Origin of the sequence: Neisseria sicca (assembly GCF_014054945.1) — a bacterium.
In the GTDB taxonomy this organism is placed as follows: Bacteria; Pseudomonadota; Gammaproteobacteria; order Burkholderiales; family Neisseriaceae; genus Neisseria; species Neisseria sicca.
This window is the reverse complement of sequence record NZ_CP059566.1, coordinates 1,090,271-1,107,597: the sequence shown is the minus strand read 5'-3', so window position 1 is coordinate 1,107,597 and position 17,327 is coordinate 1,090,271. Positions and strand designations below refer to the sequence as shown.

16 protein-coding genes and 1 pseudogene are annotated in these 17,327 nt (G+C 49.8%); 13 read left to right on the top strand and 4 right to left on the bottom strand.

Features of this window, described 5'->3' with window-relative positions; genetic code table 11:
• The first annotated feature begins 71 nt into the window (after positions 1-71).
• The gene (gene aspA, locus H3L95_RS05425) at positions 72-1,469 is read left to right on the top strand and encodes an aspartate ammonia-lyase (RefSeq protein WP_003758603.1); all 1,398 of its coding nucleotides are present in this window, start codon (positions 72-74) and stop codon (positions 1,467-1,469) included.
• 75 nt (positions 1,470-1,544) lie between these two features.
• Here the strand turns inward: aspA and H3L95_RS05420 are convergent, their stop codons facing one another.
• The gene (locus H3L95_RS05420; protein WP_182096228.1) at positions 1,545-2,204 is read right to left on the bottom strand and encodes a cytochrome b/b6 domain-containing protein; all 660 of its coding nucleotides are present in this window, start codon (positions 2,202-2,204) and stop codon (positions 1,545-1,547) included.
• A 233-nt stretch (positions 2,205-2,437) separates the two neighbouring features.
• Here H3L95_RS05420 and H3L95_RS05415 point away from each other — a divergent pair, with 233 nt between their 5' ends.
• The 5 genes from H3L95_RS05415 (at position 2,438) to efp (ending at position 6,666) form a co-directional block, all read left to right on the top strand.
• Complete coding sequence (locus tag H3L95_RS05415) at positions 2,438-3,337, top strand: NAD(P)H-hydrate dehydratase (protein WP_003758595.1); 900 nt, start codon at positions 2,438-2,440, stop codon at positions 3,335-3,337.
• Positions 3,338-3,408: 71 nt separating this feature from the next.
• Positions 3,409-4,449 (top strand): PD-(D/E)XK nuclease family protein, encoded by a 1,041-nt coding sequence (locus H3L95_RS05410; protein WP_003758594.1) that lies wholly within the window; start codon positions 3,409-3,411, stop codon positions 4,447-4,449.
• 137 nt (positions 4,450-4,586) lie between these two features.
• Positions 4,587-4,865 carry a hypothetical protein gene (locus tag H3L95_RS05405; protein WP_003758590.1) on the top strand — a complete coding sequence of 93 codons (279 nt, stop codon included), beginning with the start codon at positions 4,587-4,589 and terminating at the stop codon, positions 4,863-4,865.
• 48 nt (positions 4,866-4,913) lie between these two features.
• Positions 4,914-6,065 carry an elongation factor P maturation arginine rhamnosyltransferase EarP gene (gene earP / locus H3L95_RS05400; RefSeq protein WP_040668552.1) on the top strand — a complete coding sequence of 384 codons (1,152 nt, stop codon included), beginning with the start codon at positions 4,914-4,916 and terminating at the stop codon, positions 6,063-6,065.
• 40 nt (positions 6,066-6,105) lie between these two features.
• Positions 6,106-6,666, top strand: coding sequence for an elongation factor P (gene efp, locus H3L95_RS05395; protein ID WP_002219406.1), 561 nt, complete (start codon positions 6,106-6,108; stop codon positions 6,664-6,666).
• 91 nt (positions 6,667-6,757) lie between these two features.
• Here the strand turns inward: efp and H3L95_RS05390 are convergent.
• Positions 6,758-6,877: pseudogene (locus H3L95_RS05390) on the bottom strand (IS5/IS1182 family transposase); the annotation flags it as partial.
• Positions 6,878-7,133: 256 nt separating this feature from the next.
• On the opposite strand from H3L95_RS05390, the gene H3L95_RS05385 reads away from it, so the two are divergent.
• The 7 genes from H3L95_RS05385 to H3L95_RS05355 all read left to right on the top strand — a co-directional run bounded on the left by H3L95_RS05385 (position 7,134) and on the right by H3L95_RS05355 (position 13,625).
• On the top strand, positions 7,134-7,958 hold the full coding sequence (locus H3L95_RS05385) for an amino acid ABC transporter substrate-binding protein (protein ID WP_003765704.1): 825 nt from the start codon (positions 7,134-7,136) through the stop codon (positions 7,956-7,958).
• Complete coding sequence (locus H3L95_RS05380; protein WP_040668528.1) at positions 7,948-8,664, top strand: amino acid ABC transporter permease; 717 nt, start codon at positions 7,948-7,950, stop codon at positions 8,662-8,664. The genes H3L95_RS05385 and H3L95_RS05380 overlap by 11 nt, the downstream gene beginning before the upstream one ends.
• Before the next feature lie 9 nt (positions 8,665-8,673).
• A complete protein-coding gene (locus tag H3L95_RS05375) occupies positions 8,674-9,441 on the top strand; it encodes an amino acid ABC transporter ATP-binding protein (RefSeq protein WP_003758577.1) in 768 nt (255 codons plus the stop codon).
• Between the two features lie 193 nt (positions 9,442-9,634).
• Positions 9,635-11,557 (top strand): ATP-binding cassette domain-containing protein, encoded by a 1,923-nt coding sequence (locus H3L95_RS05370; RefSeq protein WP_003758575.1) that lies wholly within the window; start codon positions 9,635-9,637, stop codon positions 11,555-11,557.
• A gap of 290 nt (positions 11,558-11,847) precedes the next feature.
• Entirely contained in the window at positions 11,848-12,216 is a 369-nt protein-coding gene (locus H3L95_RS05365) for a hypothetical protein (protein ID WP_003758572.1), read from the top strand.
• Positions 12,217-12,366: 150 nt separating this feature from the next.
• Positions 12,367-12,918 carry a hypothetical protein gene (locus H3L95_RS05360; protein ID WP_039862900.1) on the top strand — a complete coding sequence of 184 codons (552 nt, stop codon included), beginning with the start codon at positions 12,367-12,369 and terminating at the stop codon, positions 12,916-12,918.
• Positions 12,919-13,028: 110 nt separating this feature from the next.
• Positions 13,029-13,625, top strand: coding sequence for an MlaC/ttg2D family ABC transporter substrate-binding protein (locus H3L95_RS05355; protein WP_003758567.1), 597 nt, complete (start codon positions 13,029-13,031; stop codon positions 13,623-13,625).
• 324 nt (positions 13,626-13,949) lie between these two features.
• Here the strand turns inward: H3L95_RS05355 and H3L95_RS05350 are convergent, their stop codons facing one another.
• Positions 13,950-14,549: a LemA family protein gene (locus H3L95_RS05350; RefSeq protein ID WP_003758561.1), complete on the bottom strand. Its 600-nt coding sequence runs from the start codon at positions 14,547-14,549 to the stop codon at positions 13,950-13,952.
• Between the two features lie 422 nt (positions 14,550-14,971).
• The gene (gene metE / locus H3L95_RS05345; RefSeq protein WP_003758559.1) at positions 14,972-17,248 is read right to left on the bottom strand and encodes a 5-methyltetrahydropteroyltriglutamate--homocysteine S-methyltransferase; all 2,277 of its coding nucleotides are present in this window, start codon (positions 17,246-17,248) and stop codon (positions 14,972-14,974) included.
• Positions 17,249-17,327: the final 79 nt, after the last annotated feature.

Here is a 17,327-nt window from a genome sequence, read left to right as displayed (position 1 = left end):
GCAAAACGGTCTAATGTTCCGCCTGCATATGCACATTACTTGATAAACCAACGAATGAGAAGGTAAGAGAAATGACTGTCCGTATCGAACACGATTTGCTGGGCGACCGCGAAATCCCCGCCGAGGCGTATTGGGGCATCCATACTTTGCGCGCGGTGGAAAACTTTAAAATTTCCAATCAAAAAATTTCCGACGTGCCGCAGTTTGTCCGCAGCATGGTGATGGTGAAAAAAGCGACTGCGCAGGCAAACGGTGAGCTGGGCGCGGTGAAGCCCGAAATCGCCGCCGCCATCGAAAAGGCTTGCGATGAAGTGTTGCTTAAAGGCCGCTGCCTCGACCAATTCCCGTCCGACGTGTATCAGGGCGGCGCAGGGACTTCGGTCAACATGAACACCAACGAAGTCATCGCCAACCTTGCTTTGGAAGTGTTGGGCTACGAGAAAGGCCGCTACGACATCGTCAATCCGATGGACCATGTGAACGCCAGCCAGTCCACCAACGATGCGTATCCGACCGGCTTCAGGCTGGCGGTGTATTACAGTGTCGGCGAACTGCTGGAAAAACTGGCGTTGCTGAAAGACGCGTTTGCCGCCAAAGCCGATGAGTTTAAAGATGTTTTGAAAATGGGGCGCACCCAGCTTCAAGATGCCGTACCGATGACGGCGGGGCAGGAGTTTCAGTCTTTCCAAGTGTTGCTGGAAGAAGAGATTTTGAATCTGGACCGCACGCGCGCCCTGCTGTTGGAAGTCAACTTGGGCGCAACCGCCATCGGCACGGGCGTGAACACGCCGAAAGGCTACGCGGCTTTGGCGGTGAAAAAATTGTCCGAAGTCAGCGGCTTGGATTGCAAACTGACCGAAAACCTGATTGAAGCGACTTCCGACTGCGGCGCGTATGTGATGGTACACGGCGCATTGAAACGCACGGCGGTGAAATTATCGAAAATCTGTAACGACTTGCGCCTCTTGTCGTCCGGCCCGCGCGCCGGTTTGAAAGAGATTAACCTGCCGGAAATGCAGGCAGGCTCGTCGATTATGCCCGCCAAAGTCAACCCCGTGATTCCCGAAGTGGTCAACCAAGTCTGCTTCAAAGTCATCGGCAACGACACCACCATCACCTTCGCCGCCGAAGCGGGGCAGTTGCAATTAAACGTGATGGAGCCGGTCATCGCGCAATGTATGTTTGAAACCATTTCTCTCTTGGGCAACGCTGCGGTAAACCTCGCCGAAAAATGCGTCAAAGGCATTACCGTCAACCGCGAAATCTGCGAACGCTATGTGTTCAACTCCATCGGCTTGGTCACTTACCTGAACCCGTATATCGGCCATGAAAACGGCGATTTGGTCGGCAAAATCTGCGCCCAAACCGGCAAAGGCGTGCGCGAAGTCGTACTCGAACGCGGCCTCTTGAGCGAAGCGGAACTCGACCGCATCCTGTCACCCGAAAACCTGATGAACCCGCATTTGTAAGATAGGGCATAAAGAAAAGGTCGTCTGAAAACGGAATTGCCGTTTCAGGCGACCTTTTTCTATTTGTTCAAATTCTTATTTCAACATCAAAATCGCAGCCACCGCCGCAGCCGTGAATACTAAGGCGGCAATCAGTTTGGCGGCGGAAGCAAATTTCAAGGCAACGGTTTGCCCCTCGATATACTTGTAGCCGCTGATCATCGGGCGGATCAAATCTTTTTTCTTCAAAAACTTATACGCCAAGACCGTAACGATGTGTAGTCCCGCCAATGCCGCCAGCAGGTTGAAGAAATTGACGTGGATTTTGCGCATCAGGCTGCCCGTGTCCGAGCTGACCAGATGGTTCAGATAGCCGCTGTCGGTAAACGTGTTTTCATCGGCGGCAAACAAGCCCGTCGTCGCTTGCAGCAAAACCGCCGCAATCAGCGCAATGACCATCAGCGCGCCCAAAGGGTTGTGTCCGGGCTGTTCGTTTTCCGTCAGGCTGCCTTGCAGGTAGCGGCGGATGGACGACGGACCGCGCACGAATTGCGAAAACCGCGCCGTATCGCTGCCCCACAAGCCCCAACACAGGCGGAAGACAATCAGCCCCGCCACCAGCAGCCCGCAGCGCAAGTGCCAAACCAGCATCCCGCCGCCAGCCTGCGCGCTGTACCACATAAATCCGACCGACAAGACCAAGAGCCAGTGAAACAGGCGCGTCGGCAAATCCCAGACTTTGACTTTTTGTTTCATTAAATATTCCTTGTTGTGCGGTTGTAGTGTTCCTATACGGGGCGGTAGAATCGTGAAAACAACAGTCGATATAGTGGATTAACTTTAAACCAGTACGGCGTTGCCTCGCCTTGCCGTACTATCTGTACTGTCTTCGGCTTCGTCGCCTTGTCCTGATTTAAATTTAATCCACTATAAAAGACATCTTCTTTTCGCCACGCATCCGCTATTTTATCCCAAACTCAGGCAGATTGATGATGAACCCGTCCTATAAGCTCCCCGACACGCCCGATTTTTTTCAGACGACCTCGCAATTTCCCGACGTATTCACCCCGCGCCAAGCGGAGTCGCACAAAGGGACATACGGCACGCTCGCCGTCGTCGGCGGCGCATCGGGCATGAGCGGAGCCATTGTTCTCGCTTCCACCGCCGCGATTTATCAAGGCAGCGGCAAAGTGTGGGCGGGCTTCAATCAAACCGCCTTGCCCTTTGCCGTCATCCCCGAACGCCCCGAAATCATGCTGGCAACTGCCGAAGACCTGCTGAAACGCAAGGACATCAGCGCATGGACGGTCGGCTGCGGCATGGGTTTGGACGAAACCGCCAGCCAAATCTTAAATACCGTGTTGACGCAAAATCAGGATGCGCCGCTGCTGCTCGATGCCGACGCACTGACTTTGCTGGCAAGGTCGCATTCCGAAACCCGCGAAGCCGCACAAAAACGCAGCAATCTGGTTCTGACCCCACATCCCGCCGAAGCCGCCCGCCTGCTCGGTACATCCACCCAAGCCGTTCAGCAAGACAGAATGTCCGCCGTCCAAACCATCAGCGCAACATTCCAAGCCGTAACCGTCTTAAAAGGACACCGCACACTGGTCACCGCGCCCGACGGCACGGTCTATACCAACCCAAGCGGCAACGCCGGACTTGCCACCGCAGGCAGCGGCGACGTTTTAAGCGGCATCATCGGCAGCCTGCTCGCTCAAGGCATCCCGCCGTTCCAAGCCACTTGCGCCGGCGTATGGCTGCACGGCGCAGCGGCGGATGTCATCAAACACTCGACAGGCGTGGAAGCCGGTATGCTCGCAGGCGAAATCGCACCTGCGGCCAGATGGTTGAGGAATCGGCTCGTGACGGATAAAACAAAAAATTGAGCAGGAAGGAGGTCGTCTGAAAACGGCTTTCAGACGACCTATGTGTTGTTATTAGATAAAAAAGGGAAAAAATGAAACCGAATATTTTTGATATTGCGACTAAAGAGCTGAGTCAGGATGCTTTTATTACTTGGCTATTGATGTTTGCCGATGAGGGATGCAAACGAGAAGATGAGGTTTTAAATGAATGTGCGCGGGAATTTGTTACAGAATTAATCAAATCACACTATCCGAATTTTGATGAAAAAATTACTTCTGTGAAAGCAGGGAGGCAAAGGGAAAATATTGATATATGGGCTGAAGTGAATGATAAATATTTTATTGTAATTGAAGACAAAACCAATACTAAGGAGCATTCCAATCAGCTAAACCGGTATAGGGAAGCAGCGGAGAGAATGGCGGAAGGCAAAAGCATTGTCTGCATTTATATAAAAACCGGTAATGAAAACAAAGCCAGCCTGACAAGAGTGGAAAATAAAGGGTTCAAGGTTTTCGACAGGAAAAACCTTATTCGTATCCTCGAAAAATATACGGATCTTATAAAGAATAATATCTTTATAGATTTTCTCGAGCGGATTAAAAGGCTGGAGGACAAAAATAATCAATTTGGAAAGATAGCCATTACGGAATGGCAGGGTATTGATTGGCAGGGATTTTTTCAATTTCTAGAAAATGAATTACCAGCGGCAGATATGTGGTGGGATTATGCAAATAATCCCAGTGGCGGTTTTTGGTGGTATGCCTTTTCTAAATTGCCGCTGACAGACAAAAATTTTATTTATATGCAGTTGGAGCAAAGTAAGGCAAGGCTTTGCTTTAAGGTCAATATATCTGACGAGAGTGTTGAAAACGATAGAAGACAAATACGAAATAAACTTTTTAAGTTGTTTATATCGGAAGCTCGTAAAGAAGGTTTCTTCGAGATTAAAAAACCGGAAAAGTTTGGGAAGGGGAAAACCATGACGTTTGCCGTGGTTGAAAGAGAGGGGTGGTTTGGTAACGATAAGTTGGATAGGGAGGGTGTTATTAAAAATATTTTGAAATATCAAGAATTTTTCATAGAGTTTCAGAAAAAATTCAAAGCTGATACGCAGTCTTCAGAACAGGCATAAATACCTAGTTTACGTTTTAAAAAACAATACATACAGGATTTCAGACGACCTCCCCATCCGTTTGAAATCCTCCCCCGTACCGATTAAACTGCCGACTTGCTCTTTTACCATCATCCTTATTTTGTCCATCACACACCATGTCCAAACCGCTTATCATCCGCTGGCTTGCCGTCTGCCTGATACCCTTGGCGACGCTTGCCGTTTTCGCCGTCAATCCGCCCGAAGACGCGGCGCAGCACTTAATCAACGGCATCATCCTTGCTTGCGAAGCGACGTTTCTGTTCAAATTCGTCCTTTTCGACACCATCAAGCATCATCTTAAGCAAGAGTTTGATTTGAAACGTCAAACCATGCTGCTGTTTATTCCAATCGTTTTGCTGATTGTGTATTTGTTCCACTATTTCGGCGCGTTTTAGTTTTGAAAAGGTCGTCTGAAACCGATTTCAGACGACCTCGAGTCTTTTATGAATACACACGCTTTTCCTGTTTGTTGGATTTTTTGCAACGTCATCGACAATTTCGGCGACATCGGCGTTTCCTTGCGGCTTGCCTGTGTTTTGCACCGTGAACTTGGTTGGCAGGTGCATTTGTGGACGGATGATGTGTCCGCCTTGCGTGCGCTTTGTCCCGATTTGCCCGACGTTCCCTGCGTTCATCAGGATATTCATGTCCGTACTTGGCATTCCGATGCGGCAGACATTGATGCTGCGCCCTTTCCCGATGTTGTCATCGAAACTTTTGCCTGCGACCTGCCTGAAAATGTGTTGCACATCATCCGCCAACACAAGCCGCTTTGGCTGAATTGGGAATATTTGAGCGCGGAAGAAAGCAATGAGAGGCTGCACCTGATGCCTTCACCGCAGGAGGGTGTTCAAAAATATTTTTGGTTTATGGGTTTCAGCGAAAAAAGCGGCGGGCTGATACGCGAACGCGATTACCGTGATGCCGTCCGTTTTGATAGCGAAGCCTTGCGAGAGCGGCTGATGTTGCCCGAAAAAAATGCCCCTGAATGGCTGCTTTTCGGCTATCAGAGCGATGTTTGGGCAAAATGGCTGGACATGTGGCAACAGGCAGGCAGCCCGATGACCCTGCTGCTGGCGGGGACGCAAATCATTGACAGCCTCAAACAAAGCGGCGTCATTCCGCAAGATGCCCTGCAAAACGACGGCGATGTTTTTCAGACGACCTCTGTCCGTCTCGTTAAAATCCCTTTCGTGCCGCAACAGGATTTCGACAAACTGCTGCACCTCGCCGACTGCGCCGTGATACGCGGCGAAGACAGTTTCGTCCGCGCCCAACTTGCCGGCAAACCCTTCTTTTGGCATATCTATTCGCAAGATGAAAACGTCCATCTCGAAAAGCTCCACGCCTTTTGGGATAAGGCACACGGCTTCTACACGCCCGAAAGCGCCTCGGCACACCGCCGCCTTTCAGACGACCTCAACGGCGGAGAGGCATTATCCGCCACGCAGCGCCTTGAATGTTGGCAAATCCTGCAACAACACCAAAACGACTGGCGGCAAGGTGCGGAGGACTGGAGCCGTTATCTTTTCGAGCAGCCTTCCGCCCCCGAAAAACTCGCCGCCTTTATTTCAAAGCTTAAAAAAATACGCTAGAATAGCGTGTTTATTTACAACCGATTTGATTGGACAATACATGAAAACAGCACAAGAACTGCGCGCCGGCAACGTATTCATGGTCGGCAACGATCCTATGGTCGTTCAAAAAACCGAATACATCAAAGGCGGCCGCTCTTCCGCCAAAGTCAGCATGAAACTGAAAAACCTGCTGACCGGTGCCGCTTCCGAAACCATTTACAAAGCCGACGACAAATTCGACGTCGTCATCCTGTCCCGCAAAAACTGTACTTACAGCTACTTTGCCGACCCTATGTACGTCTTCATGGACGAAGAATTCAACCAATACGAAATCGAAGCCGACAACATCGGCGATGCGTTGAAATTCATCGTTGACGGCATGGAAGACCAATGCGAAGTAACTTTCTACGAAGGCAACCCCATTTCTGTCGAACTGCCTACCATCATCGTACGCGAAGTTGAATACACCGAGCCTGCCGTTAAAGGCGATACTTCCGGCAAAGTGATGAAAACCGCGCGTCTGGTCGGCGGCACTGAAATCCAAGTGATGTCTTACATCGAAAACGGCGACAAAGTCGAAATCGATACCCGTACCGGCGAATTCCGCAAACGCGCTTAAGCATCAGCTGCGGTTCAAGATAAAAGGTCGTCTGAAAAGTTTCAGACGACCTTTTGCCATCTCTGCGTCTTAATTCAAGGCGCGAATCTTATAGTGGATTAACTTTAAACCAGTACGGCGTTACCTCGCCTTGCCGTACTATCTGTACTGTCTACGGCTTCGTCGCCTTGTCCTGATTTAAATTTAATCCACTATAAATAAGATGGGATAATGTTCCCTTTGAATCTGCACTCAGCACCATTATTACGAATATCAAGCCGAATCATGATGCGGACGATAAAGAGGGTCGTCTGAAAACAGAAAAGGGGGTATCAAGGCTGTTTTCAGACGACCTTTGCTTGATGGATGGAGGTTTTACGGCTTCCTTTATCCGTTTCGGAATAAGCAATATAAAAAAGTATTCTTTGTGTTTGCCGCAATTTCACTTAGAATGCGGCTCTTGCACACTTTTTCTTCAGGAGAGGATTATGTTGAAAAAATTCGTACTCGGCGGCATGACCGCATTGGTTTTGGCGGCCTGCGGCGGAGAGGGCGGTAGCGCGTCTTCTTCTGCTCCCGCCCAATCTGCCAACGCTTCCGGTTCTTTAATCGAGCGTATCAATAATAAAGGTACGATTACCGTCGGTACCGAAGGCACTTACGCGCCGTTTACCTACCACGACAAAGACGGCAAGCTGACCGGCTACGATGTAGAAGTGACCCGCGCCGTTGCCGACAAACTGGGCGTCAAAGTCGAATTTAAAGAAACGCAATGGGATTCGATGATGGCGGGTTTGAAGGCGGGACGTTTCGACGTGGTGGCAAACCAAGTCGGTTTGACCAGTCCCGAACGCCAAGCGACATTCGACAAATCCGAACCTTACAGCTGGAGCGGTGCGGTTTTGGTTGCGCGCAAAGACAGCAACATCAAATCCATCGACGACATCAAAGGCGTCAAAACCGCGCAATCCCTGACCAGCAACTACGGCGAAAAAGCCAAAGCTGCGGGTGCGGAACTCGTACCGGTGGACGGTTTGGCGCAATCGCTGACCCTGATTGAACAAAAACGCGCGGATGCGACGTTGAACGATGAATTGGCAGTTTTAGACTATCTGAAGAAAAACCCGAATGCCGGCGTGAAAATCGTTTGGTCTGCGCCTGCCGATGAAAAAGTCGGTTCCGGCCTGATTGTCAATAAAGGCAATGACGAAGTCGTGGCGAAATTCAGCACGGCAATCAACGAGCTGAAAGCCGACGGTACGCTGAAAAAACTGGGCGAACAATTCTTCGGAAAAGACATCAGTGTTAAATAATTTTCTTGCTTCGCTGCCGTTTATGACGGAAACACGCGCCGATATGATTGTCAGCGCGTTTTTGCCTATGGTCAAAGCCGGTTTTATGGTCTCACTGCCGCTGGCGGTGGCGTCATTCCTGATCGGGATGGTGATTGCCATCGCCGTGGCTTTGGTGCGGATTATGCCTTCGGGCGGCATCGTGCGGAAAATCCTGCTGAAACTAGTGGAAACTTATATTTCCATCATTAGGGGGACGCCGCTGTTGGTGCAGCTTGTGATTGTGTTTTACGGGCTGCCGTCCGTCGGTATTTTCATCGATCCGATTCCCGCCGCCATCATCGGTTTCTCGCTCAATGTCGGCGCATACGCTTCCGAAACCATACGCGCGGCGATTTTGTCCGTGCCGAAAGGACAGTGGGAGGCGGGTTTCTCCATCGGTATGACCTATATGCAGACTTTTCGCCGCATCGTCGCGCCGCAGGCATTCCGCGTTGCCGTGCCGCCTTTGAGCAACGAGTTTATCGGCTTGTTCAAAAATACCTCGCTCGCAGCGGTGGTGACGGTAACGGAATTGTTCCGCGTCGCTCAGGAAACGGCAAACCGTACCTACGACTTCCTGCCCGTCTATATTGAAGCCGCTTTGGTTTACTGGTGTTTCTGCAAAGTACTGTTCCTGATTCAGGCGCACTTGGAAAAACGCTTCGACCGCTATGTCGCCAAATAAGGGGAAGCCATGATTAAAATCCGCAATATCCGCAAAACCTTCGGCGAGAACACCATTTTACGCGGCATCGATTTGGATGTGGGCAAAGGGCAGGTGGTCGTCATCCTCGGACCTTCCGGCTCGGGTAAAACGACGTTTCTGCGCTGCTTAAACGCGCTGGAAATGCCCGAAGACGGACAAATCGAGTTCGACAACGAGCGACCGCTTAAAATCGATTTTTCCAAAAAAACGACAAAGCACGACATCTTGGCGCTGCGCCGCAAATCCGGCATGGTGTTCCAACAATACAACCTTTTTCCGCACAAAACCGCGTTGGAAAACGTGATGGAAGGTCCGGTTGCCGTACAGGGTAAGCCTGCCGCCCAATCGCGCGAAGAAGCTTTGAAATTGCTGGAAAAAGTTGGCTTGGGCGACAAGGTTAACCTTTATCCCTACCAGCTTTCCGGAGGTCAGCAACAGCGCGTCGGCATCGCCCGCGCATTAGCAATTCAGCCCGAGCTGATGTTGTTTGACGAACCCACTTCCGCGCTGGATCCCGAATTGGTGCAAGACGTATTGAACGCCATGAAAGAATTGGCGCAGGAAGGCTGGACGATGGTTGTCGTGACCCACGAAATCAAGTTTGCGCTGGAAGTCGCTACTACCGTCGTCGTCATGGACGGCGGCGTCATCGTAGAGCAGGGCAGTCCGAAAGAGTTGTTCGACCACCCTAAACATGAGCGCACGCGGAAATTTCTGCAACAAATCCGTAAGGATTCGGCAGATTATCAACATTAAGCCGTTTCGTTACATCAAAGGTCGTCTGAAAACGGATATAGCGGGTTTCGCTCAAACATCCTCCGTTTTCAGACGACCTTTTTCCATCATGGATTCACGTTGAAACGCTACGGCACCAACGAACGGCGACATAATGCTGTTTTCACTATAAAATACCGCCTTTCCCATTTTTCCGCCCGTCCATTATTACATCATGATTGAAATCAAAAACCTCACCCTGCAACGCGGTTTGAAAGTCCTGCTCGACAAAGCCAACGCCACCGTCAATCCCGGTCAGCGCGTCGGTTTGATCGGTAAAAACGGGACGGGCAAATCCAGCCTGTTTGCCTTAATCAAGGGGGAAATCACTCAGGACGGCGGCGATGTCTCGATTCCGAAGAATTGGCGGATCGCTTCCGTTTCCCAAGAAACGCCCGACTTGGACATTTCCGCATTGGACTACGTTTTGCAGGGCGATGCCGAGTTGCAGGTTTTTCAGACGATCTTGGCGCAGGCGGAAGCACAAAATGACGGCATGAAGCAGGCGGAATACCATGCCAAATTGGAAGAAATCGACGCTTATACCGCGCCGGCCCGTGCGGCGAAATTGCTGAACGGACTGGGTTTTTCGCAAGAAGAACACAGCCGTCCCGTCAAATCCTTTTCCGGCGGCTGGCGTATGCGCCTGAATCTTGCGCAAGCCCTGATTTGCCGCGCCGATTTGCTATTGCTTGACGAACCGACCAATCACTTGGATCTGGAAACCGTCTTGTGGCTGGAAAACCACCTTGCCTCTTTACCCTGCACGCAAATCATCATTTCCCACGACCGTGACTTCCTCAATGCGGCCACCACCCAAACCATCGAATTGTCCCAGCAAAAGCTCACGCAATACGGCGGCAATTACGATTTTTACCAAAACGAACGTGCACAACGCCTGGCGCAACAACAAGCCGCCTATGTCAAACAGCAGGCGCAAATCAAACATCTGCAATCCTTTATCGACCGCTTCAAAGCCAAAGCCACCAAAGCCGTTCAAGCGCAAAGCCGCATGAAGGCGTTGGCGAAGCTCGAGCGCATCGCTCCCGCGCATTTGGACAGCGAGTTTTCCTTTGAGTTTTACAATCCCGACCATCTGCCCAATCCCTTGCTGAAGCTGGAGCACGCTGATTTGGGTTACGAAGGAAAAACCGTCCTGCACGACATTACCCTGTCGCTGGAGAGCGGCGCACGTTACGGGCTATTGGGTGTCAACGGCAGCGGTAAATCTACGTTTATCAAAGCTTTGGCAGGCAAAATCGATTTGCTCTCCGGCAGCATCGTCCGTTCCGAAAAACTCAATATCGGCTATTTCGCCCAACACCAGCTCGACACCATCCGCGCCGACCAAAGCCCTGTTTGGCATATTCAGCAGCTTTCTCCCGAAGTGCGCGAACAAGAAATCCGAAATTTCCTCGGCGGCTTCAACTTTGTCGGCGATATGGCGTTGCAGAAAACCGAACCCTTTTCCGGCGGAGAAAAAGCCCGCCTCGCCCTTGCCATGATTATCTGGCAAAAACCGAATTTGCTGCTGCTTGACGAGCCGACCAACCATTTGGACTTGGATATGCGCCACGCTCTGACGCTCGCGCTGCAAAGTTTCCAAGGCGCCTTAATCGTCGTATCGCACGACCGCAGCCTGCTTGAAGCCACTACCGACAGCTTCCTCCTGATTGACAAAGGTCGTCTGAAAAACTTTGACGGCGATTTAAACGATTATCGTCAATGGCGGTTGGCGCAGGAAAACGCCACAGCCGCGCCTGCCGCTTCCGCGCAAAGCCAAAACCGCAAAGATACCAAGCGTATCGAAGCACAAATCCGTCAAGAAAAAGCCCGACGCGGCAAGCCGATACAGCAGAAAATCGACAAAGCCGAAAAAGAAATGGCGCAGCTTTCCGAAATTCAAACAGCATGTGAAACATTTTTGGCACAAGAAGAAGCCTATTCGGACGAAAATAAAACAAAATTACAACAAACCCTCGCACAATTAACAGAAATTAAAGTAAAATTAACACAAATAGAAGAAAACTGGCTTTTGTGGCAGGAAGAGCTAGAGCAAATCCTGACGGAAATCGACGCAGAATTTACACAACTATAAATACTTCGCAGCGAGGGTTTCCGTACTTGCCTTCAGAAGCCGCCAAAAAAATACAGTTCGGCATGGTCATTTCAGACCGTCGGACTGTATATAGTGGATTAACTTTAAATCAGGACAAGGCGACGAAGCCGCAGACAGTGCAGATAGTACGGAACCGATTCACTTGGTGCTTCAGCACCTTAGAGAATCGTTCTCTTTGAGCTAAGGCGAGGCAACGCCGTACTGGTTTAAAGTTAATCCACTATAAAAACAAAAATAGGTCGTCTGAAAACTCAAACTACGGAAAACACATGCGTTCACGAATCAAGCAAGGGGCACTTATCGTCGCATCCTCCCTCATTTTGGGCTTATCCCTCCACACCGCAGCAGCCGTCTTCAGCTGCCATTCCGGTAACAGCAAAACCTACACATCCGAACCATCTGGAAACTGCACAGGCGCGGATCTGCCCAAAATCAGCAGCCACCAAGGCGGTGCATACCGTCTGAAAATCAACAAATTAAGCAGCGATACCGAAGAAAAAGCGGCCAAGCCCAAGAAGGTGCGTTCAAAAGAAAAATCGCGGGAAAAGGCGCAAGAGCAAGAGACAAAGAGCAAAAACGCCAAATCACGCGCCAAAAAATCGGATAAAGCCGCAAAAACGTCGTCTGAAAACGAGTGAGGCAATTTTCGCTATAACGAATGAGACGGTTTGATTTGAAATTAAAAAAGTCAGCCGTCCTATTTGAGAGAATATGCTGGCATTGTTATACTATTACAGTTGAATGCAATATCTATCGAACAATTACTTATTTCACATTACGACCTTACCATGAAACAATCATTCCACGCATTGGCAGCTTCATTGCTGATGTTTGCCGCCGCATCAGGTGCACAAGCTTCCTCTAAAATCTATACCTGCACAGTCAATGGCGAAGTTGTCTACACTTCGCGCCCATCCGGAAACTGCCATTCGGCAGATTTACCGACCATCGGCAAATACAGCAGCACGCGCTACGATGCTCCCGCTTTAGAAATGCCCGAGCCTGCTGCCGAAGCTCCGTCAAAACGAGCCGGCAACGCAAAACCTGCCCCTAAAAATACCGCTAAGGCAAATCCCGCACCTGCGCCCATCCGTCCGGCTCCTGAAGTCGCAGCAACGCCTGCGCCCAAATCTTCCGGCAGTGCTAGCCGCCGTTCGATTTTGGAAACAGAGTTGAGCAACGAGCGTAAAGCGCTGGGCGAAGCGCAAAAATCTCTGGCGCAAGCCCGTGTAGCCAAAGGCGGTCATGTCAACCAACAGGAAATCAACAGCCTGCAAAGCGCGGTACTCGACCGCCAGCAAAACATCCAAGCCCTGCAAAGGGAATTGAGTCGGATGTAGGCTGTTCCTACCTTCTTTACCTGCCTTTCTTGGTTTTACATTACGTTAAATATTTCTAAAATATAAAGTTTTACAATTAACCTTTAAAACTTTTAGAAATAGGTACGTATATGGCATCCTATTTGTCCGCTTTTGTACTGGCTGCACCTATGGTGCTTGCCGCCCCGTATGTTGCCGCTGCACATCCTGCACAAGAGCAGATGCAGCAAAATATCGATACTGTTTTGAAAATCGCACGCAATACTTCCTTGAGCGAGCCGCAGCGTGTCAAACAAATACAGCAGTATGCCGACCGTTATTTGGATTATGAACGCATTTCCGCTTTGGCTGTCGGCGCGCCTTGGCGCAATTTCTCAGCACAGCAGAAAACAGATTTTATTCAGGCATTCAAAGAGATGGTGGTTTCGATGTATTCCCATTCCGCTTTGGTGGGCGCTGCCGATGCGAAGGTTAAATTGCTGCCTAAAATGACTGAAAACGGCAATAAGTTTGATGTGTTTTCAGAGCTTCAAACGAAGAGCGGTAAGAAATACGAAGTAGCGTATCAGCTTTATCGGGTAGGTTCTGCTTATAAAATCTACAATTTCCGTCTGGATGGCACAAGTTTAGTGACGGTATACCGCAATCAATTCAATGAGTTGATTAAGCAAAAAGGTATTGACGGTACTATTGCCGTCGTTAAAGCCAAAGGTTTGAAGAAGCAATAATTTGATTGATAATTTTCCTGTTTTCTCAAGAGAAGGATTGGAATGGTTTTTCCATTTGAGGATAAGGGATATCATAGTAGATTAAATTTAAATCAGGACAAGGCAACGAAGCCGCAGACAGTACAGAACCGATTCACTTGGTGCTTCAGCACCTTAGAGAATCGTTCTCTTTGAGCTAAGGCGAGGCAACGCCGTACTGGTTTAAAGTTAATCCACTATAGTAAAGCACAGAATGGATGGATTCTGTGCTATTTCTATGGCTTGTGATATTCAGATTAAGACCAAATTACAACGTTACATCCTGATCTATTTGCGCCACGTTTATCAAGCCATCAAGTGTTTGCTCATTTGCGGAACGCTGTTGTCCTCAAATTTAATCAGGCTGGCTTTCGCGTGATAACCCAATACTTTGGCAACAAGTCCACTCATGGTTTTTCTCAACATGCGGTTGTAGCGTTCTGCAGATCGATTGTAGGCGCGTCGTGCAGATACAACATCGGTTTCGGCGGCGTCCAGCATTTCAAGCTGGCTTTTCAGACCTTGATCGGGGCGTTGTTTCAGGCTTTTTTCTAAAACTTCTTGCAGGGCGCGGAGTGAGTTGTTCAAGCTTGCTTCTGCGTTGCACAAGCGCGAAAGGGATTCAGGTGAAAATGATTTGGATGCTTGGGTCAATACGGCTTCGGCATCGCCACATGAGGACAATAAATTGCTGTCGACATTGTCATCTTCTCGCCCCAGATAAATTTTTGAAGCATCCAAAACATGTCTGACTGCCTGATGGCGGCATGCTAGGGCGATACGGAGTGCAACAAAAGATTCTTGATAATCTCTTTTGCAACGGTCTAATTTTTGTTTGAAGTTGAGCAGTAATACGGTCAGTATTACGGCGATGAAGATAAGACTGATGATTCCCATAGCGTGCATCCTTATTGTTTGTTGCTGTAATGTGTTGTTTGATATAGTGGATTAACTTTAAACCCGTACGGCGTTGCCTCGCCTTAGCCCAAAGAGAACGATTCTCTAAGGTGCTGAAGCACCAAGTGAATCGGTTCCGTACTATCTGTACTGTCTGCGGCTTCGTCGCCTTGTCCTGATTTAAATTTAATCCACTATATATGCGGATTTTGCTGTTTGTGAGTAGATACAGTTAGCCGCTGTTTTAATTTAGTTTCGTGTAATTATACCCCAAATAAATTATTTTGCCCATTAGTCATAAAAGATTATTGTGGAAGACAATAGGGAGGATAGGCTATGGAGGCTCAGTTTGATGGAAAAATGAAATATTAATTTGGCAAAAAGGTCGTCTGAAAATTTTCAGACGACCTTTTGATTACGCTAGTTCAAAATTATTTCGCCAATTCGGCACGCAGTTTGTGGGTAACGTTCATCATCACTTGGAGTTGTTCCAGAGTTTCTTTCCAACCGCGTGTTTTCAGACCGCAGTCCGGGTTCACCCACAGGCGTTCAACCGGTACGACTTCGATGGCTTTGCGCAACAGGTGTTCCACTTCGGCTTCTGTCGGTACGCGCGGGCTGTGGATGTCGTAAACGCCCGGGCCGATGTCGTTCGGGTATTTGAATTCGCCGAACGCGGTCAAGAGTTCCATGTCGGAACGTGAAGTCTCGATGGTAATCACGTCGGCGTCCATAGCTGCGATGGCGGGCAGGATGTCGTTGAACTCGGAGTAGCACATATGAGTGTGGATTTGTGTGCTGTCTTCGCAACCGGTAGAGGACAGGCGGAAGGATTCGCCGGCCCAGTTCAGGTAGGCATCCCAATCGGCGCGTTTCAAAGGCAGACCTTCACGGATGGCAGGTTCGTCGATTTGGATGACTTTGATGCCTGCTTTTTCCAGATCCAATACTTCGTCGTTCAGAGCCAGTGCGATTTGTTTGCACACGGTAGAGCGTGGAATGTCGTTGCGGACGAAAGACCATTGCAAGATGGTGACCGGACCGGTCAACATGCCTTTCATCGGGCGTTTGGTCAGGCTTTGTGCGTAAGTGGACCAAGCGACAGTCATGGCTTCAGGACGGCTTACGTCACCGAAGATGATCGGTGGTTTCACGCAGCGTGAGCCGTAGCTTTGTACCCAGCCGTATTGGGTGAATGCAAAACCGCTCAACAATTCGCCGAAGTATTCGACCATGTCGTTACGCTCGGCTTCGCCGTGTACCAGTACGTCTAAGTCCAGTTTTTCTTGCTCTTCAACCACCAAGGCGATTTCTTTTTTCATCGCAGCTTCGTAATCGGCGGCAGACAGTTCGCCTTTTTTGAAGGCTGCGCGTGCTTGACGGATTTCGGTGGTTTGCGGGAAAGAACCGATATTGGTAGTCGGCAGCAGAGGCAGGTTCAACCATGCTTGTTGCGCTTTGATACGGTCGGCAAATGGAGATTTGCGTTGGTCTGCGTTGGCAGGCAAATCAGCCAGACGTTTGGCAACGTCTGCGCGGTGGATTTCGCTGCTGTTGGCGCGTGAATCGGCGGCAGCTTGGCTGGCGGCGAGTTCTTCGGCAACGGAATCACGACCTTCGTTCAATGCGGCTTTCAGAACGCGCAATTCTTGGGTTTTTTGCAGGGTAAATGCCAACCAAGAGTAGAGGTCGGGTTTGTTGGCTTTCAGTTTTTCTTCAACTGACAAGTCAAATGGGGTGTGCAACAGCGAGCAAGAGCTGGAAATCCACAAACGCTCGCCCAGTTTGGCTTTCAGAGGCTCGACAGTTTCCAAAACTTTGTTCAGGTTGGCGCGCCAGATGTTGCGGCCGTCGATAACGCCGGCAGACAGGACTTTGTCGTAGTCGGCGAACGCATCCAGTTGTTCAGGAGCGCGTACCAAGTCGATGTGCAGACCGTCAACGGGCAGGGCTTTCAACAATGCGGCGTGTTCGGCAACAGAACCGAAGTAAGTGCTCAACAGGATTTTGGCGTTTACTTTGCTCAAAGTGGCGTAAACGTCTTTGTAGGCTTCCACCCATTCTTTAGGCAGGTCAACAGCCAAAGCAGGCTCGTCGATTTGAATCCATTCGGCACCGGCTTCAACCAAAGCGTTCAGGATTTCAACGTAAACGGGCAGCAGTTTTTGCAACAGGCTCAGGCGGTTGAATTCGACTGCGCCTTTTTCTTTACCGACCCACAGGAAGGTCAGCGGGCCGACGATGGTCGGTTTGGCTTTCAGACCCAAAGCTTGGGCTTCTTTCAGTTGTTGAACGTAGTGTTTGGCGTTTGCTTTGAATTCGGTATCGGCGTGGAATTCAGGCACCAAGTAGTGATAGTTGGTGTCGAACCATTTGGTCATTTCGATGGCGAATTGGTCTTTGTTGCCGCGCGCCAGTTGGAAGAATTGTTCCAAAGACAGGTTTTGGCTGTCGAAGCCGAAACGGGCGGGAATTGCGCCGGTAGCGACTTGCAGGTCAAGGATGTGGTCGTAGAAAGTGAAATCGCCTACGGCAACGTAATCGGCGTTGGCGGCGGCTTGGTGTTTCCAGTTTTTTTCGCGCAGGTCTTTGGCGACGTCGAGCAGCTCTTGTTCGCTGATTTCTTTACGCCAGTATTTTTCTTGGGCGAATTTCAATTCACGGAAGGCGCCGACACGCGGGAAGCCTGAGAAATGTAATGTTGTCATGTTGAACTCTCCAGTTGGATTTTGTAAGGACCGGTTCAATCCGAATCGGTCGGTATTGTAAATCAGAATAGGGCGGATG